Origin of the sequence: Lentzea tibetensis, assembly GCF_007845675.1 — a bacterium.
Lineage (GTDB): Bacteria > Actinomycetota > Actinomycetes > Mycobacteriales > Pseudonocardiaceae > Lentzea > Lentzea tibetensis.
On sequence record NZ_VOBR01000015.1, the window covers coordinates 51,699 to 75,905 of the forward strand.

Below are 24,207 nucleotides of genomic sequence, written 5' to 3' on the forward strand. Positions count from 1 at the left end.
AGGAGCAGTGGTAGGAAGGCTTCGTGAGCATCTTGGGAGAGGGCCTGGGACTGGCCGAGGACGAGGTCGTCGCGCTGGCCAGCGAGTTGATCCGGATCGACACCACCAACACGGGTGATCCGGACACGCTGGTGGGGGAGCGGAAGGCAGCCGAGTGGGTGGCCGAGAAGCTCAGTGAGGTCGGGTACGAGACGACGTACGTGGAGTCCGGGGCCAAGGGGCGCGGGAACGTGATCGCTCGGCTCGAGGGAGCCGACAGGAGCAGGGGTGCGTTGCTGGTGCACGGGCACCTGGACGTGGTGCCGGCGGACGCCAGCGAGTGGAGTGTGCACCCGTTCTCCGGGGCCGTGCAGGACGGGCACGTGTGGGGGCGCGGCGCGGTCGACATGAAGGACATGGTCGCCATGTCGTTGGCGATCGCGCGGCACTTCAAGCGGGCGAACGTCACGCCGCCGCGTGACATCGTGTTCGCGTTCCTCGCTGATGAAGAGGCTGGCGGGATGTTCGGGGCCAAGTGGCTCGTCGACAACCGGCCCGAGTTGTTCGAAGGGGTCACCGAGGCGATCAGTGAGGTCGGGGGGTTCTCGATCACGCTGAAGGATGACGTGCGCGCGTACCTCGTCGAGACCGCCGAGAAGGGGATTCGGTGGCTCAAGCTGCGGGTCAAGGGGACCGCGGGGCACGGGAGCATGATCCATCACGACAACGCGGTCGCGAAGCTCGCTGCGGCGGTCACCAAGTTGGACCAGCACAAGTGGCCGCTGATCATGTCGCCCAGCGTCCGCGAGTTCCTCGACGGGATCAGTGAGATCACCGGGCTCGACTTTCCCGACGACGACATCGAAGGGTCGATCGGCAAGCTCGGGAACCTCAGCCGGATGATCGGTGCCACGATCAGGGACACGGCGAACCCGACGATGTTGCAGGCGGGGTACAAGGCGAACGTCATCCCGTCGCACGCCGAGGCCACTGTGGACTGCCGCATCCTGCCTGGCCGCGAGGAGGCGTTCGACCGGGAGCTGGCCGAGTTGCTCGGGCCCGACGTCGAGCGCGAGTGGATCGGGCTGCCGCCCGTCGAGACGACGTTCGACGGGACGCTGGTGGACGCGATGACGGCGTCGATCATCGCTGAGGATCCCGGTGCCAAGGTGTTGCCGTACATGCTGTCCGGCGGTACGGACGCCAAGTCGTTCCAGTTGCTGGGGATTCGCAACTTCGGGTTCGCCCCGCTCAAGCTTCCCGCGGACCTCGACTTCAGCGGGCTCTTCCACGGCGTCGACGAGCGCGTGCCCGTGGACGCGTTGAAGTTCGGGGTCAGGGTTCTCGACCGTTTTCTGCGCAACTCCTGAGGAGAGACTGTGGATCTGACTGGCAAGGTCGCGTTGGTCACTGGTGGTGCCGGTGGAATCGGTGCCGCCACAGCGCGCCGGCTGGCGAAGCTCGGGGCGAAGGTCGTGATCGTCGACCTCGACGAGGCGGGAGCGGTGCGGACAGCGGCGGAACTGAACGGGCTCGCCATCGCCGGGGACGTCACTGATCCCGAGACGATGCCCGCCGCCGTGAAGCAGATCGAGGAGGAGCTCGGGCGGCTCGACGTCGTGCACCTCAACGCCGGGCTCGGTGGTGGGCAGAAGGGGCTCGACGACGCGCTGGACGTCGCGCGGTACCGCAGGCTCGTCGGGGTCAACGTCGACCACGTCGTCTACGGGACGTGCGCGGCCGTGCCGGCGCTGCGCAGGGCCGGTGGCGGCCAGATCGTGATCACGGCCAGTCTCGCCGGGCTCGCGGCCATGCCGAACGACCCGCTGTACACGCTCACCAAGCACGCGGTGGTCGGGTACGCGCGGGCGGCCGGGGCGGCGCTGGCCAAGGACAACATCACGGTCACCGCGCTCTGCCCCGGCTTCGTCGACACGCTGCTGCTCGGCCAGGCCAAGGAGGAGTTCGACGCGGTCGCCTTCCCGCTGCTCACGCCGGAGGACATCGCGGAGGCGCTGCAGTCCGTGCTGACCGACGGCAACCCCGGTGAGGCGTGGATCATCCAGCCCGGCGGGCAGGCGGGGCCGTACAAGTTCCGCGGCGTGCCCGGCGCCGCGGGCCAGGTGCCGCCCGACGTCCAGCTCGGGCGCGTCTAGCGCGGAACGGTCCGGATCCCTGCGTAACGTGGACGCATGGGGAACACACTGAAGGTGCCCGGCGCCGGTCTCCACTACGAGACGTCGGGATCCGGACCCGTTCTGCTGTTCATCGGCGGTGGCAACAGCGACGCCGCGATCTTCGACCGCGTCGCAGGGCGCTTCGAGGACCGGTACACGGTCGTCCGCTACGACCGGCGCGGCAACTCCCGCAGCAGGCTGCACGAGGCCGTCGGGCCGCAGTCCGTCGAGGAGCACGCCGACGACGCGCGCCGGCTGCTGGAGCACCTCACCGACGAGCCGGCCGACGTGTTCGGCAGCAGCTCGGGGGCGCTCATCGCGCTCGACCTCGTCGCGAAGCACCCGGAGAAGGTGCGTCTCGCGGTGCCGCACGAGCCGCCCGCGTTCACGCTGCTGCCGGACTACGCCGAGCTCCGCGTGAAGCTCCAGGCCTCGCTCGACGAGTTCCACCGGGCGGGCACGGAGGCGGCCATGCAGATGTTCGGCAAGTCGATGGGGCTCGAGAACCCCGAGCCCGCGCCCGAGCAGGTCGTCGCCCTGCCGCCCGCGGTGCGGGCGATGATGATGCGGATGAACAACAACATGCCGTTCTTCTTCGAGTACGAGCTGATGCCGTTCGTCGCCTACCAGCCGGACCTCAAGGCGCTCGAGAAAGCGCCCCTGGTGCTCGGCATCGGCGCGGACTCCGGCGACGCGCCCCCCACGCGGCCCAACCGGGTGCTCGCGGAGAAGCTGGAGATCGAGCCGACGGTGTTCCCCGGTGGGCACGTCGGCTACGTGACGCACGCGGCCGCGTTCGCGGAGAAGCTCGACGAAGTCCTCAGCGCATAACCTGCCCGCCGTCGTCTCGTTGGACTAGTCGGACGACGGCGAAAGGACGACGAGGTGCTGCTCGAGGACGGAACCGAGCTCAACGTGGTGCGCGGCGGGGATCCGGACGCGGGCGTGACCGTGGTGCTCGCGCACGGTTACGCATTGGATCACCGCAGCTGGCACCGGGTGGTCGCGGAACTCCCCGAGCAGTACCAGGTCATCGCCTACGACCACCGGGGCCACGGCAAGTCCGGTCCGGCCACAAAGGACACCGCGACCATCGAACGGCTCGCCGACGACCTCGGCGAGCTGATCGAGCGGGCCGTCCCGAGTGGACAGGTCATCGTCGTCGGCCACTCGATGGGCGGCATGGCCGCGATGACGATGGCCGAACGGCGGCCGCGGCTCTTCCGGCAGCGGGTGGCGGGAATGGTCTTCGTGTCCACCGCGGCCAGCGGCCTGTCCGAGACGGCCCTCGCCTGGCCGAAGTCCGTCGGCAAGCTCGTGCGCGAGCTGGAGCGGGCGTTCGGGCCGCTCGTGCGGGCTGTCCGGGAGCGGATCGAGCCCACCAAGACCGCCGGGCTGCGGTGGTGGCTCTTCGGTGACCAGCCGCGCGACGAGGACGTCGCGCTCACGGCCGAGATGGTGTGGGCGCAGTGGCCGGAGACGGTCGCGTTGTTCCGGCCCGCCGTCGACCGCGTCGACCGGGAGGCAGCGCTGACGGTGGCGGGGGAGAAGCCGGTCGTCGCGGTGGTGGGGGACGAGGACCGGCTGGTGCCCGAGTCGAACGCCCGCGCCCTCGGTGGCGAGGTGGTCGTGCTCGAGGACGCGGGGCACATGCTCCCGCTGGAGAGGCCCGCGGAGATCGCGGGCCTGATCCGCGAGCTGGCCGGCCGGTAGAACTAGCTGGTCGAGGCGCGGCGGGCCCGGCCAGGGGGCCTGCCGAAGACCTTCACGTGGTGGTCGACCAGCCACGCCTTGAGGTCCGTCCACTCGGGATGGTGGTTGAGCACCAGCAGCCGGTGCATCCACCAGTTCGGGTCACTGGCGCGCGAGTACGTCGCGAGCCATGCCTCCCGGTCCTCCACGGACAGCGTCCGCAGGTGAGCGAGCTGGCCGGACGGATCGGAGTCCAGCTCGGCGACGACGCGCCCGTCGACGGTCTGCGTCTCCACGCGCAGCTCGCGCAGCAGGTCCAGTGCGGGGGAGTCGTCGGGGTCGAGCGTCACGACGACGGTGTGCAGGCCCGCCGCGGCCGCTCTCGCCAGCAGGTCGTGCACTGCGGGTTCATCGGTGGGCAGGGCGGCTTCGGCTACGCCAGGTTGGTCGTCCAGCGGTACGAGCTCCATGACCAAGAATCTGATCACATCACCAACTACTCCGGTGGATTTTATTGCTTCGATCACTTCAGTGTTGACTGAAGCTCAACATGGCGGCTGGTAGCTGACGCCGGCGAAGTACCGGTCCCACTCAGCTTTGGACATGACCGGGGCAGCCGTCTCGCACACTCGGCGAGCGACGCGGTCGACGTCGACGTCCCAGCGCCGCACCGTGTGGTCGGCGCTGGCGCTGAGCAACGACCCGTCCGGGCCGAACGCGAGATCCCACACGTGGTCGGTGTGGCCGGTCATGGTCGCGATCTCGACCGGCTTCGCGGGGTCCTGGATGTCCCACACGTCCACGGTCTGGTCGCTCCCCGCGGTGGCGAGCTGATGGCCGTCCACACTGAACGCGAGCCGGGTCGCCGGTCCGCTCCGACCGGTGAGGGTGGAGAGCCTTGAAGGTTTGTGCTGGTCCGCGAGGCTCCAGAGGGACGCGGTGCTGTCAGTGCCGGACACGGCCAGTGTCGAGCCGGAGAACTCGGCGGACAGGACGTTGCTGCTCTCCTTGATCGACGGCAGCTCCTCGGGGTGGGCGCGGTCCGAGATGTCGAAGAGCTGGATCTCCCTGCTGCCCACGACGGCGGCCACCGTGCGGTCGTCGCCGCTGAACGACCCCCACGCGACGGACGAGGCCGGGGCGAGCTTCAGCACGCCGACCTCCGCCGGGTTGCGCGGGTCGGAGACGTCGAGCAGCCGCGCACTGCCTGCGGCGTCGATCGCGAGCAGCGTGCGGCCGTCGTGGCTGAACGCGCCGCCGCCGGTCCAGATCTGTCCGCGCGGCAACGTGGCGAGCTCACGCGGGTGCGCGGGATCGGTGGTGTCCCACAGCTTCGCGGTGCCGCCGAAGTCGGAGGTGAGCAGCACGTCACCACGCCGGTTGAGCAGGACCACACCGACCGGCATCGGGTGGTTCAGCGTGGCCAGGGGCCGGAGGTGCGGGCCGTCCGGCCGCCACAGCCGGGCGGTGCGGTCCTCACCTGCCGTGGCGACGAACCGGCCCGCGGTGTCGTACTCGACGCCCCAAATGGTGTCCAGGTGCGCGATGAGCGGTTGTTCGCGGAGGTGCTCGATGCGCACCGTGCGGTCATCGCTCGTGGTGACCAGCATGGAGCCGTCGTGGTTGAACCGCAGCGACCAGATGATGTCGGCGTGGCCGCGGAACTCCTTGTACCGCACGGGTTTCGCCGGGTCCGTGATGTCCCAGAGCCGGATGGTCTTGTCCTCGCTGCCGGTCGCGAGGTGGCGGCCGTCCGGACTGAACTGGAGGTCGTGGATGAGAGACGTGTGGTCGGTGATGGTGGACAGCAGTTTGGCGGCGCGCGGGGCGGTGATGTCCCAGATCTTCGCGGTGCGGTTGTTGCCGGCGGTGGCGAGGAGCTTGCCGTCCGGGCTGAAGCCGACCGCCTGGACGGCCCGCTCGTCCGGCTCGGTGATGGTGAACAGGTGCTGCGGCTCGGCTGGTTTCGCGATGTCCCAGAGCCGGGCGGTGCCGTCGAGGCTGGCGCTGGCGAGGAGTGTGCCGTCGGGGCTGATCGTGACGCCGTGGACGGGGTGCTCGTGACCGGTGAGGATGGACAGCGGCTTGGGGGAGCGGAGGTCCGTGATGTCCCACAGCTTGATCGTCTTGTCCTCGCCGCCCGTGACGAGGACGCGCGCGTCCGGGGTGACGGCGACGGTCAGGAGGATGGGCGCGTGGCCGGTGACCCGGCCCAGCTCGGTCGGGTGCCGGGGGTCGCTGGTGTCCCAGAGCCGGGCGGTGCCGTCGCGGCCGGCGGTCACGAGTGACTTGCCGTTGTTGAAGAACTTGAGGTCGTGGACGTAGTCGGTGAACGGGCCGAGGCGGCTCAGCTCGACCGGCCGGTGCGTGTCGGTGGTGTCCCAGAAGATCAGGATGTTGTCGCGGCCCGCGGTCACCATCGTCTTGTCGTCCGGGGTGAACTCGGCTTCGGACGTGGCGTCGCTGTGCGCGGCGATGCGGGTCGCGTACGGGGCGGCGAAGGTGCTGAGCAGGCTGTCGCGGGCCTCGGGGCGGGGGGAGAGGCGGTACGCGGCGAGGCGCAGCTGAGCGGCGAGCGCGGGGTTGGTGTCCTGCATCGCGTTCGCTTCGGCGATGGCCTTCTGGACGAGTGCGACGGTGCCCTGTTCGGTGGCGGTGCGCTGGGCGTGGATGGCGAAGCCGGTGGCGACGGCCGCGACGAGCAGCAGCACGGAGAGCAGGGCGACCAGGCGGCGGAGCTTGCGGGTGCCGCGTTGCTCGGCGGCGGTGCTGGCGTCGAGAAAGGCCTGTTCCTGCGGGTTGAGGTCGGTGCGGGCGGCGCGTTCGGTGGCGAGGGAGAGCGGGACGCCGCGGTAGAGGGCGCCGGGGTCGCGGTCGTGTGCTTCCCAGTCGGCCGCGGCGGCGGTGAGCTTGCGGTGCACGCGCAGGCCCTCGCGGTCTTCGGAGATCCAGTCGCGCAGGCGTGGCCACGAGCGGATGACGGCCTCGTGGCTGATCTCGACGGTGTCCTCGTCGAGGGTGAGCAGGCGGGCGGCGGCGAGCTGTTCGACGACGCCGGGGGCGCCGAGCTCGGCCTTGCCCGCGCGGCGTTTGGTGTCCTCGGTGCCGTCGCCGGGGCTGGTGAGGCGCAGGAGCACCTGGCGCGCCTGGTGTTGCTGGTCCGGGTCGAGTCCGGTGTAGACCTTCTCGGCGGTCTGGGCGATGGCGCGGGTGATGCCGCCGCTCTCGTGGTAGCTGGCGAGGGTGAGGGTCGTGCCGCGGCGGCGGGACCAGGTTTCGAGCAGGGCGTGGGAGACGTGGGGGAGCACGCCGGGTTCGCCGGTGGCGTCGGCGATGAGGCGGGCGACGAGGGCGGTCTCGAGCGTGCAGCCCGCGGCGATTGCGGGTTGGGTGATGGCGCTGCGGAGCTCGTCGGTGGTCATGGGGCCGACCAGCACCTGGGCGTCCTCGAGCGCGTCGACGAGCTCGGGGTGCTGGGCGCAGTGGCCGTAGAAGTCGGCGCGCAGGCCGACGACGACCTGGGCGGGGGAGTCGAGCAGCGCGCGGATGAACGCGGTGCGGACGGTTTGGTCGGGGCAGAGGGTGAAGAGCTCCTCGAACTGGTCGACGACGAGCAGTTCGACGTCGCCGAGGTCGTGGGCGAGGGGAGTGGCACCGGGGGTGATCAGCTTGTGGGGGCGGTCGTCCGAGGCGAGCAGACCTGCTCTGAGCAGGGAGGACTTGCCGGAGCCCGATGCGCCGGTGACGAGCACGAACCGGTGGGCGGCGACCTTCTCGTTGAGTTTGACGAGGAGGCGTTCGCGGCCGTGGAAGCGGTCCGCGTCGGCCTCGGAGAAGGGGGAGAGGCCGACGTAGGGCGCGTCGATCGGCTCGGGTGCGGTGGTGTCGTTGAGCTCCTGCCAGCGGTCGCGCCACTCGTTCTCGTTGCCGCCGCACGCGCGGACGAAGGCGAGGGTGACGGCGAGGGTGGGGAGCTTGGCGCCGCGGGCGGCGTCGGCGAGGGTGCTGGCGGAGTAGTGGGCGACCTTGCCGAGTTCGCGGTAGCCCGGTGAGCCCGCCTTCTCCCTGAGCTTGCGGAGGTCGAAGGCGAACTGCTCGACGGGACCGGCGAACGGGTCGACCGGACGCTCCGGGCGTGGCATGTGCTGCAGTTCCCCTCTGGTCGGGCCCCCAGCCCGGTTTTGCCGGGCCCAAATCTAGGTGTCAGCATTCCGGCATGAGCAACTGGGGGAGCGCGTTGGGCGCTATGGGCCTGTTGGTGGTGCTGTCGGCGTGCACGACGCAGGAGGCGGTGCCGCCTCTGCAGCCGGTTCCGGCGACGACCGCGGGGGTGCCGCTGACCGGGCATTCCCTGTGCGGTGACCACGTGATGGCCGACTTCAAGACCGATGACGAGATGTACGCCGCCGTCGCGGCGGCGGAGGCGGACGACCGGGTCCGCAAGGTGTACACGGAGAACAAGGAAGAGGCGTTCGAGCACTTCAAGGTGATCTTCCAGGACCACCCGGACAAGCTGAAGCTGGGCAGGGTGGAGGCGATGCCGTCCGGGTTGAAGATCCTGCCGAACGCGGGCGCGGACGTGCGCGCGCTGGCCGGCGACCTGCGGACGAAGTACTCGCAGGCGAAGAGGGTGGAGCCGTTCGTCCGGCCGGCTGTGGTGCCGGGTGCCTCGGAGTGCCCGCCGGACGGTGAGTGGCCCGCTAAGTGATCAGTCCGGGTAGGACGGCGAGGGTGCGCTTGCGGCGCAGCCACACCTTTCGTGAGCCGTCGCCGTAGAGCAGCGTGCGGGAGAGTTCCCAGCCCGCGAACTCGGCTTGGATGGCCAGCTGCGTGGTCGCGGTTCGGCGGGAGACACCGGGCGGCAGCCGCAGCGGCCGGTACTCCCAGTCCCCGTCGATCACCCCTTCGTTCATGGCGAGATCACCTGTATCCCTCCGTTGTCGGCGGATGAGACGTACACGCGTCCGGTGGCTTCGTCGGTCGCGACCGCGTTGGGCTGGCGGAGGGTGGGGAACCGGTGCTTCTCGACCGGTTCGCCACCCGCGACGTCGAAGCCGACGACTTCGTTGCGTTCGGTGAGCGTGATCCATGCGAGGTCGCGCTTCGCGTCGTAGGCGATGCCGTACGGCGCGCCGGGCACGGGGAAGCGCTGACGCATGATCAGCGGGTTGACCGAGAACGCCATGAGCTCGCCGCCGCGGGTGTCGACGACGAGCAGGCGGCCGTAGCGGTCGGGGACGGCGTTGGTGGCGCCGTCGCCCGCGCGGAGTCCCGCGCCGTTCTTGTCGCCGTCGCGCTCGAAGACCGCGCTGCGCAGGCGGTCGAGCTGGACCTGGCGGTCGCCGACCTCGAAGAGCTGGTGGTCGTCGGTCTTGACCTTCAGCTGGTCCTTGATCGCCTGGTCGACGGGGTCGGTGGTGGGGATCTGCTGCGGCTGCGCGGGGGAGTTCGCGGGTTTCGCGGCCTCGAGCGTGGCCGCGATCTGCAGGGGATCGGTCGGTTCGTCGCTCGTGCCGCAGGCAGTGGCCAGCAAGGCGCTGGCGAGCAGCAGAGCGGTGGGTCGAAGCAACGCGGGTCCTCCTGGACGTCAGTGGCGCAGACCTCCAGCATCCCCGAAGCGCCCGCGCAGGTCACGCAAGGGGTGGCGGATTACCCGTTCGGAGGTGTCGTTCACTCATCAGTCTCTATTGCTTCAGTGTTGACTAAAAGCAATCCTATCCGAGTCGCACGACCCGGCCCGACCCCAAGTCGTAAGAAGCAGCAACGAGGGCAAGGCCGTCGTGGACGACCGCGTCGCGGATGATGACCGACCGTTCCTGCAGGATGGCGGCGGTGCGGCGGGCCTGTTCGTTGACGCACGCGGCGAGGAACGTCTTGCTGTCGGGTTTCGGCGGGGTGGCGCGCACGGCCGGTTCGATCGTGCGGACGAGCGTGCTGATGTCGCCGCTGACCTGGGCGTTTCCCTTGACCACCTCGATGGTGGCGCTGACGGCGCCGCAGTTCGCGTGGCCGAGCACGACGACGAGCGGCACGTGCAGGTGCTGCACGGCGTACTCGATGCTGCCGATGACGCTGCTGTCGAGCACTTCGCCCGCGGCGCGGATGGTGAAGATGTCGCCCAGTCCGTCGTCGAAGACGAGCTCGGGCGGCACGCGTGAGTCGGCGCAGCCGAGCACGCAGGCGAACGGGTGCTGGTGGTCGATGAGCGACTCGCGCCAGTGGCTGGAGGCGTGCGGGTGCTGCTGCCTGCCCTCGACGAAGCGGGTGTTGCCGTCCATCAGCCGGATCCAGGCGTCCTCGGCGGCCTTGGTGCTGACCGTGGAGGCGCTCGCCGTGCTGGTGGCGACCAGTGATGTCGCGGTGATTCCGATGAATCCGCGCCGTGTTAATTCGGGCACGCGGAGCAACGTAGACCTGCTCCGTTCGGAGTAGTCACCGGGGGTCGTTAGTTGCGGGTCGTTGATGGACTCGTCGAGGAGGACGGTCCATGCTGCGATCAGGTCGCACGCCGCAGCACCTGTAACACCACCAACTGCATGGCGGATCAACCCGGTTATGACCTCGCCCTCGTCTGGTCCCGCGCCCAGTTCTGGTCCAGCCAGATGGATCTTGTTGGCGTTGGGTGTTGTCGCCGATGTGTCCGCTGTGGTGGCTCTGCTGGGACAGGGCATCAAGCCCGTGCTGGTGGTTGCGCTGGCCGTCGCGCTGTTGGCGGGCATCGGGGCCTTGCTGCTGCCGAACAAGCTGTTCAAGGCGGGAGGGGTGCTCCTCATCGTGGCCAGCCTGGTGGTGGGTGTGTTCGTAGTCGGCACACCGCTCGGCGATGCGGCGAGTGGACGCAGCGGAGGGACCACGGCGTCGTCGGCACCGGACTCGAGCCAGCAGCCCACAACGACTGTGACTACGACAGCAGAGCCCATTTCGAGCAGCACATCGACCCTTGGGACCACCCAGTCAGCAGCTGGTCAGCCGACGTCCAAGGCCTCAGGCCCCACTTGGTACGTCTTGACCGCCCACCAGCCCGTGGCGTTCGGAAACGGGCACAACTCGGTCAACACGATCACGATTGGCGCCCAGTCCTACCCGGACAGCATCCGTGCCACGTACCCGTCGTCAGCCGCAGACCCGAACAATCGCCGCACCTGGCTCACCGGCGGCAACTGCACGAAGTTGTCCGCGTGGGTTGGTAAGGACGCCGGTTCACCGCGTACTAGCGGCACCGGAAGGTTCGTCGTCCAGGCGGAGGAGGCCGAAATGGCGGCGGTAGAAGCGACTATCAGCACCCCGGCGCAGCATATGGATGTCGACATCACCGGCGTCGTGCGTCTGACACTCTTCGACACGCGCGGTGGCAGCGCCGATGCGTACAACGCGTGGGGCACCCCGCGGGTCTTTTGCAGCACACCGCCGGGGAAATCGCGCTGACCGTCAGCCCATCGGGCGCTCGGGATAGCCGAGCTCGAGTGCGCTGACGTCGTCCAGAGCAGCGCGGATCGCCGGTGGCAGGGTGAGTTGCTCGGCGTCGAGGGACCCGAGCAGCTGGTTGGTGTCGCGGGCCCCGACGACGGGTGCGACGACGCCGGGGCGGTCGCGGACCCAGGCGAGTGCGACGCACAGCGGTGAGGTGCCGAGGCCGTCGGCGGCGGTGGTGACGGCCTGGACGATGCGCGCGGCGCGTTCGGTGCGGTGTTGCTCGACGTATCCGGCGAAGTGCGCGGAGGCGCCGCGTGAGTCGGGTGGGGTGCCGTTGCGGTACTTGCCGGTCAGGACGCCGCGGCCGAGTGGTGCCCAGGGCAGGAGTCCGATGCCGTGGTGGGTGGCGGCGGGGGCGACTTCGCGTTCGATGCCGCGTTCGAGCAGGGAGTACTCGACCTGGGTGGAGATGATGGGGTGCTGGGTGGGCAGGGTGGCGGCGGTGGCGAGTTGCCAGCCCGAGTAGTTGGAGATGCCGGCGTAGCGGACTTTTCCGCTGGTCACGGCGGTGTCGAGTGCGGTGAGGGTTTCTTCGAGCGGGACGTTGGCGTCCCAGGCGTGGAGCTGCCAGAGGTCGATGTGGTCGACGTCGAGGCGGCGCAGTGAGCCGTCGAGTGCGGTGAGCAGGGCGCCGCGGGAGGCGCCGCCGCCGAAGGGGCCGTCGGAGCGGCGTGCGACGGCTTTGGTGGCGATGACCAGCTCTTCGCGGGGGACTACTTCCTTGAGGAGTCCGCCGAGGATGCGTTCGCTCTCGCCTTCGACGTAGACGTCGGCGGTGTCGACGAGGGTGCCGCCGGCGTCGGCGAAGGCCATGAGTTGGGTGGCGGCCTCGTCCGCGTCGGTGTCGCGGCCCCACGTCATCGTGCCCAGTGCCGTTCGGGACACGCGGAGGCCGCTGCGGCCGAGGTATCGCTGTTCCACGTCGGCGATGCTAAGGGGTGATCACCACACAGGCCTGGCAATCGGGGTTACCTGCCAGTAGGGTCTCGCCCGTGCGACTGGGACTCAACCTCGGATATTGGGGCGCCGGCAATGACGCCGCCAACCTTGAGCTGGCCAAGGAGGCCGACCGGCTCGGCTTCTCGGTGGTGTGGGCCGCGGAAGCCTACGGCTCCGATGTGCCATCGGTGCTCGCTTGGGTGGCTGCGCAGACCGAGCGCATCGACGTGGGCAGTGCGATCTTCCAGATCCCTGCCCGGACGCCCGCCATGGCGGCGATGACAGCGGCGACGCTGGACACGTTGTCCGGTGGCCGGTTCCGGATGGGGCTCGGCGTGTCGGGCCCGCAGGTGTCCGAGGGCTGGCACGGCGTGCGCTTCGACAAGCCGCTGGCGCGGACGCGTGAGTACGTGGAGATCGTGAAGCTGGCGTTGTCGCGGCAGAAGCTGCGTTACGAGGGCGAGCACTACACGTTGCCGCTGCCGGACGGTCCTGGCAAGGCGTTGCAGCTGACGGTGCACCCGGTGCGGGAGCAGATCCCGATCTACCTGGCGGCGGTGGGCCCGAAGAACCTGGAGCTCGCGGGTGAGATCGCGGACGGGTGGCTGGCGGTGTTCTTCTCGCCGGAGCACTCGGGTGAGTCGCTCGCGTCGGTGAAGGCCGGTCGGGAGAAGGCCGGTAAGACGATGGACGGGTTCGACGTCGTGCCGACGGCGCCGTTGATCGTCGGTGACGACTGGAAGGCGTGTGCGGACCCGGTGCGGGCGTACGCGGCGCTGTACGTGGGCGGCATGGGGTCGCGCAAGCAGAACTTCTACAACAACCTGATGGTGCGGATGGGTTTCCCGGACCAGGCGGAGGAGATCCAGAACAAGTACCTGGCGCGGGACTACGAGGGTGCGATGGCGGCGATTCCGCTGGAGTTCCTCGACGCGACGTCGCTGCTCGGGCCGAAGGAGCGGATCGCGGACAAGATGAAGGCTCTCGCGGCGGCGGGGGTCACCACGCTGTCCGTTTCGCCGATGCTGCAAGATCTGGAGCAGGGGATCGCGGGCCTTCGCACCGCGGCCGAAGCTCTGGATCTGGCAGGAGTGGGTAGTTGAGCTGGTTGCAGGCTCTGGTTCTCGGACTCGTCCAAGGACTGACGGAATTCCTGCCCATTTCTTCCTCGGCGCACGTTCGCATCGTGTCGACGTTGTTCTTCGGCAAGGATGCGGGTGCGTCGTTCACGGCGGTCATCCAGCTCGGGACCGAGGTCGCGGTGCTGATCTACTTCGCGAAGGACATCGGGCGGTTCGTCTCCTCCTGGTTTCGCGGGTTGTTCAGCGCCGCGGCCCGGCGCGAGCCGGATTACAAGCTGGCCTGGTACGTGATCATCGGGTCGATCCCGATCAGCGTGCTGGGGTATCTGTTGAAGGACGAGATCCGCACGTCGGCGCGGAATCTGTGGATCACGGCGACGATGCTGGTGGTGTTCGGTCTGCTGCTGGGTCTGGCGGACCAGTTGGCGAAGCACGCGCGTGATCAGCTGACGATGCGGGACGCGATCGGGATGGGTCTGGCGCAGGCGATGGCGCTGATTCCCGGTGTGTCGCGGTCGGGTGGCACGTTGACGGCGGGTCTGGCGCTGGGGCTGACGCGTGAGTCGGCGGCGCGGTACTCGTTCCTGCTGGCGATTCCGGCGGTGTTCGGTGCGGGGTTGTTCAGCATTCCCGATGTGCTGGACCGGTCCGGGGCGAACACGGCGTCGGTGCCGCAGATGGTGGTGGCGACGATCGTGGCGTTCGCGGTCGGGTACGCCACGATCGCGTGGTTGTTGAAGTACGTGTCGAAGCACAGCTACTCGGCTTTCGTCTGGTACCGGCTGCTCCTGGGCATCGTCCTGATGGGGCTTCTGTCGATGGGTCTGCTGCCCGCCACCTAAGGTGGGGTCATGGCCACTGTCATCCTGTTGCGTCACGCCCGGTCGACCGCGAACGGCTCGGGTGTGCTCGCCGGGCGTTCGCTCGGGGTGGGTCTGGACGAGCGGGGGCAGGCGCAGGCGGCTGCTCTGGTGGATCGGTTGAAGGGTGTGCCGGTCGCTGCGGTCGTGTCGTCGCCGTTGCAGCGGTGTGAGGAGACCTTGGCGCCGTTGCTGGCCGATCAGCAGCTCGCGGCGGTGTCCGAACCGGACTTGTCCGAAGTGGACTACGGGGCGTGGACGGGTCGTGCGTTGTCCGAGCTCGGTGGTGAGCCGCTGTGGAAGGTGGTGCAGCAGCACCCGTCCGCGGCCGTGTTCCCCGAGGGTGAGGGGCTGGCGAACGTGCAGGCGCGTGCTGTCGCGGCGGTGCGGGCGCATGATGCGCGGATCGCGGCGGAGTTCGGGCCGGGTGCGATCTGGTTGTTGTGCAGCCACGGTGATGTGATCAAGTCGGTGCTGGCGGACGCGCTCGGGGTGCACCTGGACGGGTTCCAGCGGATCGTGGTGGATCCGTGTTCGGTGTCGGTGGTGCAGTACACCGAGACGAGGCCGTTCGTGTTGCGGGTCAACGACAACGGCGGTGATCTGTCCGGTGTGGTGCCTCCGCGGGAGGAGAAGAAGCCGACGTCGGATGCGACCGTGGGTGGCGCGACCGGCTGAGGCCGGCCGCGCCGGGGTTCCTACGGGCTGACGAGCTGGATCTCTCTGTGCAGTGCGGTGTCGACGGCCGGGTAGAGGCTGACCTCGCCGTCGCTCCAGCGCACGATGAGGTCGTTGGCGCGTTGGTTGGCGGCGAACGCCCCGCCGGAGACGACGGTGGCGTGGGTCCACAGGTCGTCGGGTGCGCGCACCTGGTGTTCGGTGCCGAAACCGCCGGTGCTGACGTCGGAGTAGATGGTGAGTTCGCCGTCGCTCCAGCGGACGAGCAGGTCGCTGGTGGCTGAGCCGGTGAAGTCGCCGCCGCTGATGGTCTGGGCGTGGGTCCAGGTGCTGTTGGGTGCGGCGAGCCGGGTCTCGCGGCCGAGGCTGTTGGCGGCGATGTCGGCGTAGAGGGTGACCTCGCCGTCGGTCCACACGACGATCAGGTCGTCGCGCTGGCCGTTGCCGGTGTAGCGGCCGGCGGCGATGTGGGAGGCGTGGTCGCGCCACAGGTCGTTGGGGGCGGTGAGCGTGGTTTCGCCGTGGAATCCGCCCTGGTCCACGGTCTGGTACAGGGTGACTTCGCCGTCGGTCCAGCGCACGACCAGGCCGTCGCGGCCCGCACCGGTGTTGACGGCGGCGATGCTCTTGGCGTGGGTCCAGATGCTGTCGGGGGCGGCGAGCCGGGTTTCGCCGGCGAACGGCTTCTGCGGGTCGGTGCTGGTGCTGCCCTGGTAGAGGGTGACCTCGCCGTCGCTCCACTTGACGATCATGTCCATGTGCCTGCTGCCGCCCGCTGATCCGCCGGTGTAGTAGCCGGAGGTGATCAGGTCGGCGTGCTTCCAGGTGGCGCCGGAGCCGAGCGGGTAGCCGAGGTTGCCGTCGCCGGGTGGGACGGGGCTGGTGACGGCCTTGTCGTAGAGGGCCTTGACCTTCGCGTCGAAGCGGACGCTGTAGTTGCGGGCGTCGGTCGGCGGGAGCTTCTGGCCGCGGCCGCCGATCACGCCGATGACGTCGGTGGTGCCTTTGGCGACCCAGGGGCCGCCGCTGAAGCCGCTGGGGATGCCGAGGCACTGCAGGGTTTCCCAGTGCTGGTCGTTGCGGCTCGCGGTGGCGTCGCAGGAGTACGGCTTGTCCTTGGCGGACGGGTAGCCGGTCACGGTGGCGTCGGCGGGGAGTGCGGCGTCGATCTTGAGCCGCAGTGCGGAGCCGGTGGCTTCGGCGACGTTCTTGCCGTTGCGCTTCTCCAGCACGACGAACGCGAAGTCGTAGGGCGATCCGCCGGTGCCTTCGGTTCCGTTGATGTCGTTGTCGGTCTTCCAGCCGTCGTCGACGTAGGTGGCGAGGCCGCGCCAGGTGCCGTGGGGGGCTTGGCCGTCGTGGTAGCCGGGGGTGAAGTAGATGTTGCGCTCGCCGTACACGCAGTGCGCGGCGGTGACGATGATGTTGGGGCCGACGATGCTGGCGGAGCAGCCGTGGTCGTTCGGGTTGCTGCTGCCCGAGAGCGAGCCGATCGCCGGGTGCGGTGCGGTCTCGTGGGCTTGGGGGGTGGCCGCCGACGCGGTCGCGACCGGGAGGCACGCGACGGTCAGGGCCAGAGCGGTCGCCCAGCGGGCGACGGTTCTGTTGGACACGGGTTCGACGTTAGGGAGAGCCGCTGACAAGTTGATGACGCGTGCTGAGGTCGCTACCGGGTGACGCTCGGCGGGTAGTCGTCGAGCACCAGGTAGTCGGATTCGGGGTCGGGTTCGTCTTTGGTGTCGTAGTCGAACTCGCCGGTGGCCCAGCGCGCGTGGGTGATCACGTCGTTCTCGATGAAGATGTCAAACTGGTTCGGGGTGTGGACCGCGGGCGGGGCGTGGGGTCCGCCGCAGCCGGGGCACGGGGAGCCGAGTCCGTCGGTGACGACGAGGCGGTGGCCGGGTTCGCCGCGGCCGTCGGGGCCCCAGCTGAGGGTGTGGCCGATCTCGAGGTGGTCGTCGTTGCAGCCGCCGAAGAAGAACTGCACGCAGTGGTCGCTGATCGTGTGGCATTTCGGGCACTCGATGCGGCGCACGTTCAGGTGGCTCCACAACCCCATGGCGTCATGGATACACGGCCGGAGTTGGTGCGGCGAGGCGGTTGCATGCCGAGGCCCGGACCGTGCAGGGGGGCGGTCCGGGCCTCGGCTTCTTTTTCAGGTGGAGCTAGTGGGTCACTTGACGTTGACCGCTGCCCACGCGCGGTTCACCGCCGCGTACTCGGCGCTGGTGGCGCCGTAGAGGTCGGCCGCGGCGGCGAGGGTGCCGGTGCGGGCGGCCGCGTACTTGGTGCTGGAGGTGAACTTGGTGGTCAGTGCGCGGTACCAGATCTTCTCGGCCTTGGCGCGGGTGATGCCGGTGACGGGCTGGCCGTCGACGGTCGGGCTGTTGTAGGCGACGCCGTTGATCGTCTTCGGGGTGCTGCCCTCGGACAGCAGGTAGAAGAAGTGGTTGGCGATGCCGGAGGAGTAGTGCACGTCGACGCTGCCCGCGCTGGTGGACCAGTAGTCGAGCGAGCGGGCGTCCTTGGACGGCTTGTCCATGTAGCGCAACGGCTTGCCGTCGCCGCGGATGTTGATCTTCTCGCCGATCAGGTAGTCGCCGACGTCCGCGCTGGTGTTCGCGTAGAACTCGACGGTGCTGCCGAAGATGTCGCTGGTGGCCTCGTTGAGGCCGCCGGACTCACCGGAGTAGATCAGGCCGGCGGTCGCCGAGGTGACGCCGTGCGACATCTCGTGCGCGGCCACGTCGATCGACGTGAGCGGGTTGCGGTTCTGCGCGCCGTCGCCGTAGGTCATGCAGAAGCAGCCGTCGCTCCAGAAGGCGTTGACGTAGTTGTTGCCGTAGTGCACCTTGCTGAGCGCGCCGACGCCGTTGTTCTTGATGCCGCTGCGGCCGTGGACGTTCTTGTAGTAGTCCCAGGTCTTCGCGGCGCCGAACGCGGCGTCCACGCCCGCGGTCGCCTTGTCGGTGTAGGTGCCGTTGCCCCACTTGTTGTCGGCGTCGGTGAACAGGGTGCCGGTGCCGGAGCCGTTGTTCAGGTTGTTGACCTGCTGGTTGCCGCGCACCGGGTCCTTGAGCTGGAAGCTGCTGCCGGACTGGGTGGTCTCGAGGCTGACGGTGCCGCTGTAGGTGCTGGCGCCGGTGCCCGAGGCGTGGTGCGTGTCGTCGTAGGTCAGCAGGACCTTGCCGGACTTGGCGTCGGTGAACACGTGCACGTCGCTGGGCGTCTGGTCGGCCTTGATACCGCTCAGCACGGTCTCCCAGGCGAGGACGGGCGCGGTGTCCAGCGCGTACACGACGAGCTTGGGCGCGGCCTGCGTCCACTGGACGCCCGGCTGGCCTGCGACGGCTGCGTTGGCCGCGGCGGGTGCCGCGATGTCCGGGGTGACCGACAGGTTGGTCAGCTGGGCCTTGCTGGCCTTCTCCACCGAACGGATCTCGCCGGATCCGGTCTGGCGGACGACCATGTCGCCGCCGATGACGCGCAGTCCGTTGTAGGTGCGGTCGTAGCGCAGGTGGCGGGTGCCGTCGGCGTCGGTGACGACGTCCTTCGGGACGAGCTGCTCCTGGCCGCTCAGTCCGATCGCCGATCCGATCGCGGACGCCTGCTGCTCGGCGAACCTCAAGGCGGTGGCCTTGGTCTCGAGCGGGCTGACCGCTTGTTCTGGCGCGGCGTGTGCGCTGTTGACGCTCACCAGTGCCACCGACGCCAGAGCCACGCAGTAGCCGAGGGCTTTGCGCTTCATGGACGCTCCGTTCCAATGCAGGGGACTCCTGGTCCGGCGTTACAGGGAAACCGGACCAAGTGCCGAGGAACACCCGACCATCGTTCGATGACCGGGCGTAGTGATCGTATTGCGGGCAGTGCATGTTTGACCCTCCTCCCAGAATCCGAGATCGCTTCACAAAACGAGCTACTTCGCTGGTCAGGAGATCGGGATTTGCCCGAATAGTGGAACAAAAGGGCAGCTCAACCGGGGTGGAAACAACTCGGAAACAAACAGCGACGTACCCGCCTACGGGCTATTCGGCTGCACCGTTCAGCGCAGCCCGCCCGGCGGGGGTCATGTTTAGTGTTAACGGCGTGAACGAGCGTTAACGTGCGCCGTTCGGTCTATCCACTACAGGCCCAGACGGGTGACCGCGTTGTCCTCGAGAGGGTTCGCGGTGCGGATGTAGCGGTGCACGGTGCGCGGGTTCGTCCACCGCCCCTGCCGCATGATCTCCCGGTCGCTCGCCCCGCCCAGCGCCGCCTGCGTCGCGAAACCCGCCCGCAGCGAATGCCCGCCGAACAGCGCCGGATCCAGGCCAGCGCGCTCGGCGTAGCGCTTCACCAGCTCCGCCACCGCGCGCCCCGACATCGCCGCCGCCTTCGGCTGGCCGTGCCGGTTGATCGACGGGAACAACGAGCCAGTCAGGTCCGTGCCCCGGAAGCTGTGGCACCGGTGCAGCTCGGACTCCTCCGCCACCGGACGCGTCTCACCCGCGCGGTGCCGGGTCAGCAGGTCCGCCCAGTCCGCGAACGCGCACACCGGGCACGTCCGCCTGCGCGACCCGCGCGGCAGCACCACCCGCTGCTGGTGCTGACCCGTCTGATCGGTCTTCGTCACCCCGAGGTGCACCAGCAGCAGCGGCTCGTGGCTGCGCGCGTCGACGTCCGCCGTGACGTCCTCGAACGACAACGCCGCCAGCTCGCTGCGCCGCAACGCCCCCGCGAACCCCACCAGCAGCAGCAAGGTGTCCCGCGCCCGCGTCAGACCCGGCTCTGGCCGTTCGGCCAGCAACGCCTCCAGCGTGTCCAGCAGCACCGGCCGCTTGCGCTGGGGCTGCGTCTTGCGCGTGCGGCGGATACCTCGCAACGTCATCCGCACCACGTCACTGCGCGTCGGGCTCGGCAGCCCGTTCGCGGCGTGCACCGCGGCGATCGCCGCCGACTTGCGATCCAAAGTGGACGCACCGAAGGCCCGCGAGCCATCAGGCCGCACCGCGTCCGCCGCCGCGGCCAGGTACACCGCCACGTCCAGCGGGTTCGCCGGCAACGCCTGCCGGTTCTCCGACGCGCACCACGCCGCCCATGCGATCCAGTCCGACCGGTAGGCGCGGATCGTGTTGGGGGACTGCGCCGCGTGCAGGTACGTCGCCAGCGACGCGGCCTGCTCGTCGTCGAACCGCTGCCGCACCGACTCCAGCTCGGCGAAGTCCACCAGAACGGTGTGACTCACTCGGCCGAGTGCGGCCCGGACGGGCTCGGGCAGGCTCACACCGGTGATCGTATCGCCAGCAGCCCGATGAGCGCGGCAACCTCGTCCGGCGTGAAGTCCACCGCGTTGACGCCGACCACCACCTCGAAGCTGCAGCGGCGCGGATCCGGGTTCGACCGGGTGCGGTGGAACAGCTGGATCCCCTCCCGCTCGAGCAACTTCCGCGCGGCCTCCTCCACCTCGTGCCGCGGCGCGGGGACGTGCACGTGGAAGAGCGGTGTGCACGGCACCTCGGGAACCGTGTGCGCCGGTGTGCCCGCGTTGATCGCGCGGGCCAGCGCCTGGGCGTGGTCGCGGAACTCGGCCATCCGCGGCAGCGTCTCCTCCAGCCCCACCAGCGCGATCGCCGCCATCGGCCACGCGTCCGGCATCGAGCCGCCCAACCGCTGCCGCCACACCCTCGCGTGCGCGATCGTGGCCTCGTCACCCGCGAGCACGGCGCCCGCGGTGCCCTCCAGTCCTTTGTAGAGCGACACGTAGACCGTGTCGAACAGCGCCGCGATCTCCGCGTGCGTCTTGTCGTACGCCGTCTGCGCCTCCCACAGCCGGGCGCCGTCGAGGTGCGCTCGGGCACCGCCGTCCTTCGCCCAGCGGGTGTGCGCTTCGAGCTCCTCCCACGACGGGACCTGGCCGCCGATGTCGCGCTGCGGCAGCTCGACCAGCAACGCGGCGAGCGGTTCGGCCACGCCGTCCAGGTCCTCGGCGGTGAACAGCCTGTTGGGATCACCGAGCGGATGCAGCCGCAGACCGTGCACGACGCTGTAACCGTTCGCCTCGTGCACCGCGAGATGGGACTGCGGGTGGGCGGCGAAGGTGTGCCTGCCGGTGGTCTCGGCGTGGATGCGCAGTGCGACCTGCTGGGCCATCGTGCCGGTGGGGAACAACAGCGCCGCCTGCTTGCCGAGCAGGGTGGCGACGCGTTCTTCCAGGCGGCGCACGGGTTCTTCGGCCGTGGTGTCCTCGGGGAGGTGTGCGAGCAGCGTGCGCAGCACGTGGTGTGGTGTGCGGCGCAGCGGAGCGTGCAGGTTGAGCGATCGGCGGATCTGCGTCATCTCGTGAGGCTACGTTGCCGCCAGTGACTTGCAATAGAGCGGAGAAGAGGCGGACCGTGCCGACAACTCCAGGCGGGCGTTGGAGCGGGCAAGGCTCGCGATCGCCGCGACAGCCGCGGTGTGCGACCTCGCGGTGATCGGCGGTGGCGTGGCGCGGGCTGGTGACTCAGGCGTTCGCGAGGCGCTCGTGCAGCTCGGCCTCGTCGCGCACGAACCACAGCTGCGTGCGGCGGTTCGACTCGTGCACGAAGTCCCGCAACGACGTGCTCGCCTCGACGTGGCCGCTGATGTCGCCGACGACCGCGACCCGCAGGCCGTAGTTCACGAACTTCTGCACGATCGCGCCCGCGACCCCGGTGCGCAGCCGGAAGAAGTCGTCGGTCAGTCGCTCCGCCGGCACCACGACCAGGTCGACGTCCTGCCCCCACAGCTGACCGATCAGGTCGACGACGGCCTGCTCGCCGTCGAGCTTCGCGCTGTCGGCCGGGACGACGTAGGTGCTGACACCGTGCAAGGTCTGGAGCATGCCGATCAAGCTACCGGCGCCCCAGCGATCTCCCGGCCAGGTTTTCCACCATCCGGAACGGGACGGTCGCGGCGCGCCCGTCGCCGATATTCCGGCGAAACCACAGCCGGGAATACCTAGGCTCGTGGCCATGCCCGACCTCGCGACGCTGCCCAAGGCACACCTGCACGTGCACCTCGAGAGCACGGTCCGCCCCGGCACCCTCGCCGAGCTCGCCGACAGCCACGGCGTCACGCTGCCGCGGAAACCGGACGCGTTCGAAGGCTTCACGCAGTTCGCCGCCCACAACGGAGCCGTGCGCGACTGCCTGCGCCGCCCCGAGGACTTCACCCGCGTCGCCCGCGAGTTCTGCGCGTCCCAGGCCGCCGACGGCGTCCGCTACGCCGAGGTCACCTTCACCGCCGCCGCCCACGGCGAACGCCTCGGCGACCCGGACATGCCGCTGCAGGCGGTGCTCGCCGGACTGAAGGAAGGCCAGGCGCTCACCGGCGTCGAGTGTCGCGTGCTGCTCGACCACCCGCGCCGCCGTCCCGCCGCACGGCTGAAGCGCACCCTCGACCTGGCCCGCCGGCACCCCGAGGTCGTGGGAATCGGCGTCGCGGGGGAGGAGAACCACCCCCTCGCGCCGTTCGCCGACCTGTTCGGCGAAGCCGCGGACGCCGGCATCGGCTTGGTGCACCACGCGGGCGAGACCTGCGGCGCCGACAGCGTCCGCGACGCGCTCACCACCGGGCGCGCCGACCGGATCGGGCACGGCATCCGCGCACTCGAAGACCCCTCGGTGATCGCCGAGCTGCGCGACCGGCGCATCCCGCTCGAGGTGTGCCCCTCGTCCAACGCCGCACTCGGGCTCGTCGAGTCGTTCTCCTCTCATCCGCTGCCGCACCTGCTCGACGCCGGCCTCGTCGTCACGCTCAACACCGACATCCCCGACTCGACCGGCACCACCCTCACCGACGAGTACATCCGCGTGCGGGAGACGTTCGGCTACGACGACACCGTCCTCGCCACGTTCGCCCGCAACGCCGTCGACGCCTCATACGCGTCCGAAGCCACCAAGACGCTGCTGCACAAGGACATCGATGCCTGGCTCACCACCTGACCTCACCCTGCGCCCGTGGGGCGAGGACGACCTGTGGGTGCTGCGCGCGCAGAACACTCCTGAGGCCCTCGTCCACCTCGGCGGCCCCGAACCCGACGACGCGGTGATCGACCGCCACCGCCGGTACGTCGAGTTGACCTCCACCGGCCGCATGTACGTGATCGAGGACGGCGGCGAGGTCGCGGGATCCATCGGGTACTGGGAGAAGGAGTGGGACGGCCAGACCGTCTTCGAGACCGGCTGGCACGTGCTGCCCCACGCCCAGGGCCGCGGCATCGCCACCCGAGCCGCCGTCCAGATCGCCCGCATCGCCGCCGCCACCGGCACCCACCGCGAGCTCCACGCCTTCCCGCCCGTCACCAACGTCGCGTCCATCGGCGTCTGCCGCAAGGCCGGTTTCACACTCCGCCGCGAATGCGACTTCGAGTACCCCGAGGGCAGCTGGCTGCGCTGCCAGGACTGGTGGCTCCCGCTCACGTCATGACCTCCTGACGCGACGGCACGTAACAGGCGAGGCCGTGCTTCAACGCCAGCAGCGTCACGAGATCCATCAGCCGCTGCGACTCCGGCTCCACGTGCACGATCACCGCGTCCGCACCCGCCGTCAGGTCCCACGGCACCGGCGCACCCGGATCGGGACACGTCTCCAGCAGCTCCCGGTGGAACGCCACCACCGCCGGATCCTCCACCGGCGAGGACCGCAGCTCCGCGTACCGCGCGGCCGCCTCCGCGTACGACGACGGACCAGGAGCCGGCCACACCACGACGTCCATCACGCCACCTTCTCCCCGAGGAACAGTTCACTCAGACGTGGCAACCGGCCGCGGACCTCGGCCGGATCGTCGAAGTCCCACGACACCCCCACCGGATCCGGCGACGACCGCGACGAGTGGCCACGCGCCTCCAGCAGCCGCTCCAGCCCCTCCTCCTGGCCGGTCGCCCGCCGGAACGCCTCACCCGCCACGTAGTCCAGCGACTCCCAGTCCGGCCAGTCCGCGTCCTCCCACGCGTCCACCTCGCCCAGCCCGGCCAGCCGCACCACCGCGGGCACGGCCGCGAGCGCGTCGGCCGAGGCCGCCACCCGCTCGAACACCTCCGGCCCCAGACCCACCAGCCACGCCTGGAAGTAGAAGAACCCGTCGTCCGAGCACAGGCCATCGCACACCACCGCGGCCGCCGCCCAGTGATCCCATGTGTCCACGCGAGATCTCAGCCGATCGAAGTGCACCTGGAAGTCGGCGATGTCACCCGGCGGCAGACCGGCCAGCGCATCGGTCAGCCACTCCAAGCGTTCGTCCTGGTCAGGGGTCTCGTCGCGGGAGCGCTCCACGAGGCCCCAGAAAGCGCTCATGTCCATGCCGCGACCATAGGACCGAGCACCGAC

24 protein-coding genes and 1 pseudogene are annotated in these 24,207 nt (G+C 69.6%); 11 read left to right on the plus strand and 14 right to left on the minus strand.

Going from position 1 to position 24,207, the window contains the following annotated elements:
* Window positions 1–32 precede the first annotated feature (32 nt).
* The 4 genes from FKR81_RS23375 to FKR81_RS23390 are packed head-to-tail and all read left to right on the plus strand — an operon-like array spanning window position 33 to window position 3,869.
* Window positions 33–1,349: a M20/M25/M40 family metallo-hydrolase gene (locus FKR81_RS23375; protein WP_146354654.1), complete on the plus strand. Its 1,317-nt coding sequence runs from the start codon at window positions 33–35 to the stop codon at window positions 1,347–1,349.
* A 9-nt stretch (window positions 1,350–1,358) separates the two neighbouring features.
* A complete protein-coding gene (locus FKR81_RS23380) occupies window positions 1,359–2,135 on the plus strand; it encodes an SDR family oxidoreductase (RefSeq protein WP_146354376.1) in 777 nt (258 codons plus the stop codon).
* 36 nt (window positions 2,136–2,171) lie between these two features.
* Window positions 2,172–2,987: an alpha/beta hydrolase gene (locus FKR81_RS23385; protein ID WP_146354378.1), complete on the plus strand. Its 816-nt coding sequence runs from the start codon at window positions 2,172–2,174 to the stop codon at window positions 2,985–2,987.
* Between the two features lie 54 nt (window positions 2,988–3,041).
* On the plus strand, window positions 3,042–3,869 hold the full coding sequence (locus tag FKR81_RS23390; RefSeq protein WP_146354380.1) for an alpha/beta fold hydrolase: 828 nt from the start codon (window positions 3,042–3,044) through the stop codon (window positions 3,867–3,869).
* 2 nt (window positions 3,870–3,871) lie between these two features.
* On the opposite strand, the gene FKR81_RS23395 is transcribed toward FKR81_RS23390, so the two are convergent.
* Window positions 3,872–4,318: a hypothetical protein gene (locus tag FKR81_RS23395; RefSeq protein ID WP_146354382.1), complete on the minus strand. Its 447-nt coding sequence runs from the start codon at window positions 4,316–4,318 to the stop codon at window positions 3,872–3,874.
* Window positions 4,319–4,393: 75 nt separating this feature from the next.
* Window positions 4,394–7,990: an nSTAND1 domain-containing NTPase gene (locus FKR81_RS23400; protein WP_146354384.1), complete on the minus strand. Its 3,597-nt coding sequence runs from the start codon at window positions 7,988–7,990 to the stop codon at window positions 4,394–4,396.
* A gap of 74 nt (window positions 7,991–8,064) precedes the next feature.
* On the opposite strand from FKR81_RS23400, the gene FKR81_RS23405 reads away from it, so the two are divergent.
* Window positions 8,065–8,556: a hypothetical protein gene (locus FKR81_RS23405; protein WP_146354386.1), complete on the plus strand. Its 492-nt coding sequence runs from the start codon at window positions 8,065–8,067 to the stop codon at window positions 8,554–8,556.
* On the opposite strand, the gene FKR81_RS23410 is transcribed toward FKR81_RS23405, so the two are convergent.
* The 3 genes and pseudogenes from FKR81_RS23410 to FKR81_RS43690 form a co-directional block, all read right to left on the minus strand.
* The gene (locus FKR81_RS23410; protein ID WP_146354388.1) at window positions 8,549–8,761 is read right to left on the minus strand and encodes a DUF5703 family protein; all 213 of its coding nucleotides are present in this window, start codon (window positions 8,759–8,761) and stop codon (window positions 8,549–8,551) included. The two genes, FKR81_RS23405 and FKR81_RS23410, sit on opposite strands and share 8 nt — an antisense overlap.
* Window positions 8,758–9,183: pseudogene (locus tag FKR81_RS45135) on the minus strand (YncE family protein); the annotation flags it as partial. The pseudogene FKR81_RS45135 and the gene FKR81_RS23410, both read right to left, overlap by 4 nt.
* Window positions 9,184–9,562: 379 nt before the next feature.
* Window positions 9,563–10,246 (minus strand): carbonic anhydrase, encoded by a 684-nt coding sequence (locus tag FKR81_RS43690; protein ID WP_186763132.1) that lies wholly within the window; start codon window positions 10,244–10,246, stop codon window positions 9,563–9,565.
* A 220-nt stretch (window positions 10,247–10,466) separates the two neighbouring features.
* Here FKR81_RS43690 and FKR81_RS23425 point away from each other — a divergent pair, with 220 nt between their 5' ends.
* Window positions 10,467–11,273: an NPCBM/NEW2 domain-containing protein gene (locus FKR81_RS23425; RefSeq protein ID WP_235921718.1), complete on the plus strand. Its 807-nt coding sequence runs from the start codon at window positions 10,467–10,469 to the stop codon at window positions 11,271–11,273.
* A 3-nt stretch (window positions 11,274–11,276) separates the two neighbouring features.
* Here the strand turns inward: FKR81_RS23425 and FKR81_RS23430 are convergent, their stop codons facing one another.
* Entirely contained in the window at window positions 11,277–12,242 is a 966-nt protein-coding gene (locus FKR81_RS23430; RefSeq protein ID WP_186763133.1) for an aldo/keto reductase, read from the minus strand.
* Window positions 12,243–12,313: 71 nt separating this feature from the next.
* Here FKR81_RS23430 and FKR81_RS23435 point away from each other — a divergent pair, with 71 nt between their 5' ends.
* Genes FKR81_RS23435 through FKR81_RS23445 form a run of 3 tightly spaced genes read left to right on the plus strand, consistent with a single transcriptional unit; the run spans window position 12,314 to window position 14,880 of the window.
* Window positions 12,314–13,363, plus strand: a complete 1,050-nt coding sequence (locus FKR81_RS23435; protein WP_146354396.1) for an LLM class F420-dependent oxidoreductase — start codon at window positions 12,314–12,316, stop codon at window positions 13,361–13,363.
* Window positions 13,360–14,184 (plus strand): undecaprenyl-diphosphate phosphatase, encoded by an 825-nt coding sequence (locus tag FKR81_RS23440; protein ID WP_146354398.1) that lies wholly within the window; start codon window positions 13,360–13,362, stop codon window positions 14,182–14,184. Before FKR81_RS23435 ends, FKR81_RS23440 begins: the two co-directional genes overlap by 4 nt.
* 9 nt (window positions 14,185–14,193) lie before the next feature.
* Window positions 14,194–14,880, plus strand: coding sequence for a histidine phosphatase family protein (locus FKR81_RS23445; RefSeq protein ID WP_146354401.1), 687 nt, complete (start codon window positions 14,194–14,196; stop codon window positions 14,878–14,880).
* 20 nt (window positions 14,881–14,900) lie between these two features.
* Here the strand turns inward: FKR81_RS23445 and FKR81_RS23450 are convergent, their stop codons facing one another.
* From FKR81_RS23450 to FKR81_RS23475, 6 genes are all read right to left on the minus strand, one after another.
* Window positions 14,901–16,493, minus strand: coding sequence for a trypsin-like serine peptidase (locus FKR81_RS23450; protein ID WP_146354403.1), 1,593 nt, complete (start codon window positions 16,491–16,493; stop codon window positions 14,901–14,903).
* A gap of 53 nt (window positions 16,494–16,546) precedes the next feature.
* Window positions 16,547–16,939 (minus strand): hypothetical protein, encoded by a 393-nt coding sequence (locus FKR81_RS23455; protein WP_146354405.1) that lies wholly within the window; start codon window positions 16,937–16,939, stop codon window positions 16,547–16,549.
* Window positions 16,940–17,053: 114 nt separating this feature from the next.
* Window positions 17,054–18,628 carry a M4 family metallopeptidase gene (locus FKR81_RS23460; RefSeq protein ID WP_146354407.1) on the minus strand — a complete coding sequence of 525 codons (1,575 nt, stop codon included), beginning with the start codon at window positions 18,626–18,628 and terminating at the stop codon, window positions 17,054–17,056.
* A gap of 375 nt (window positions 18,629–19,003) precedes the next feature.
* A complete protein-coding gene (locus FKR81_RS23465; RefSeq protein ID WP_235921719.1) occupies window positions 19,004–20,143 on the minus strand; it encodes a site-specific integrase in 1,140 nt (379 codons plus the stop codon).
* Window positions 20,140–21,195, minus strand: a complete 1,056-nt coding sequence (locus FKR81_RS23470; RefSeq protein WP_146354409.1) for a threonine aldolase family protein — start codon at window positions 21,193–21,195, stop codon at window positions 20,140–20,142. Before FKR81_RS23470 ends, FKR81_RS23465 begins: the two co-directional genes overlap by 4 nt.
* Window positions 21,196–21,361: 166 nt before the next feature.
* Window positions 21,362–21,721 (minus strand): DUF4180 domain-containing protein, encoded by a 360-nt coding sequence (locus tag FKR81_RS23475; protein WP_146354411.1) that lies wholly within the window; start codon window positions 21,719–21,721, stop codon window positions 21,362–21,364.
* A gap of 130 nt (window positions 21,722–21,851) precedes the next feature.
* Between FKR81_RS23475 and add the strand changes: the two genes are divergently transcribed.
* Together add and FKR81_RS23485 are read left to right on the plus strand one after the other, a co-directional pair.
* A complete protein-coding gene (add, locus tag FKR81_RS23480; protein WP_146354413.1) occupies window positions 21,852–22,823 on the plus strand; it encodes an adenosine deaminase in 972 nt (323 codons plus the stop codon).
* Window positions 22,804–23,307 (plus strand): GNAT family N-acetyltransferase, encoded by a 504-nt coding sequence (locus tag FKR81_RS23485; RefSeq protein ID WP_146354415.1) that lies wholly within the window; start codon window positions 22,804–22,806, stop codon window positions 23,305–23,307. Before add ends, FKR81_RS23485 begins: the two co-directional genes overlap by 20 nt.
* On the opposite strand, the gene FKR81_RS23490 is transcribed toward FKR81_RS23485, so the two are convergent.
* Together FKR81_RS23490 and FKR81_RS23495 are read right to left on the minus strand one after the other, a co-directional pair.
* Window positions 23,297–23,596, minus strand: a complete 300-nt coding sequence (locus FKR81_RS23490) for a hypothetical protein (protein WP_146354417.1) — start codon at window positions 23,594–23,596, stop codon at window positions 23,297–23,299. The two genes, FKR81_RS23485 and FKR81_RS23490, sit on opposite strands and share 11 nt — an antisense overlap.
* A complete protein-coding gene (locus tag FKR81_RS23495; protein WP_146354419.1) occupies window positions 23,596–24,180 on the minus strand; it encodes a DUF4240 domain-containing protein in 585 nt (194 codons plus the stop codon). The genes FKR81_RS23490 and FKR81_RS23495 overlap by 1 nt, the downstream gene beginning before the upstream one ends.
* Window positions 24,181–24,207: the final 27 nt, after the last annotated feature.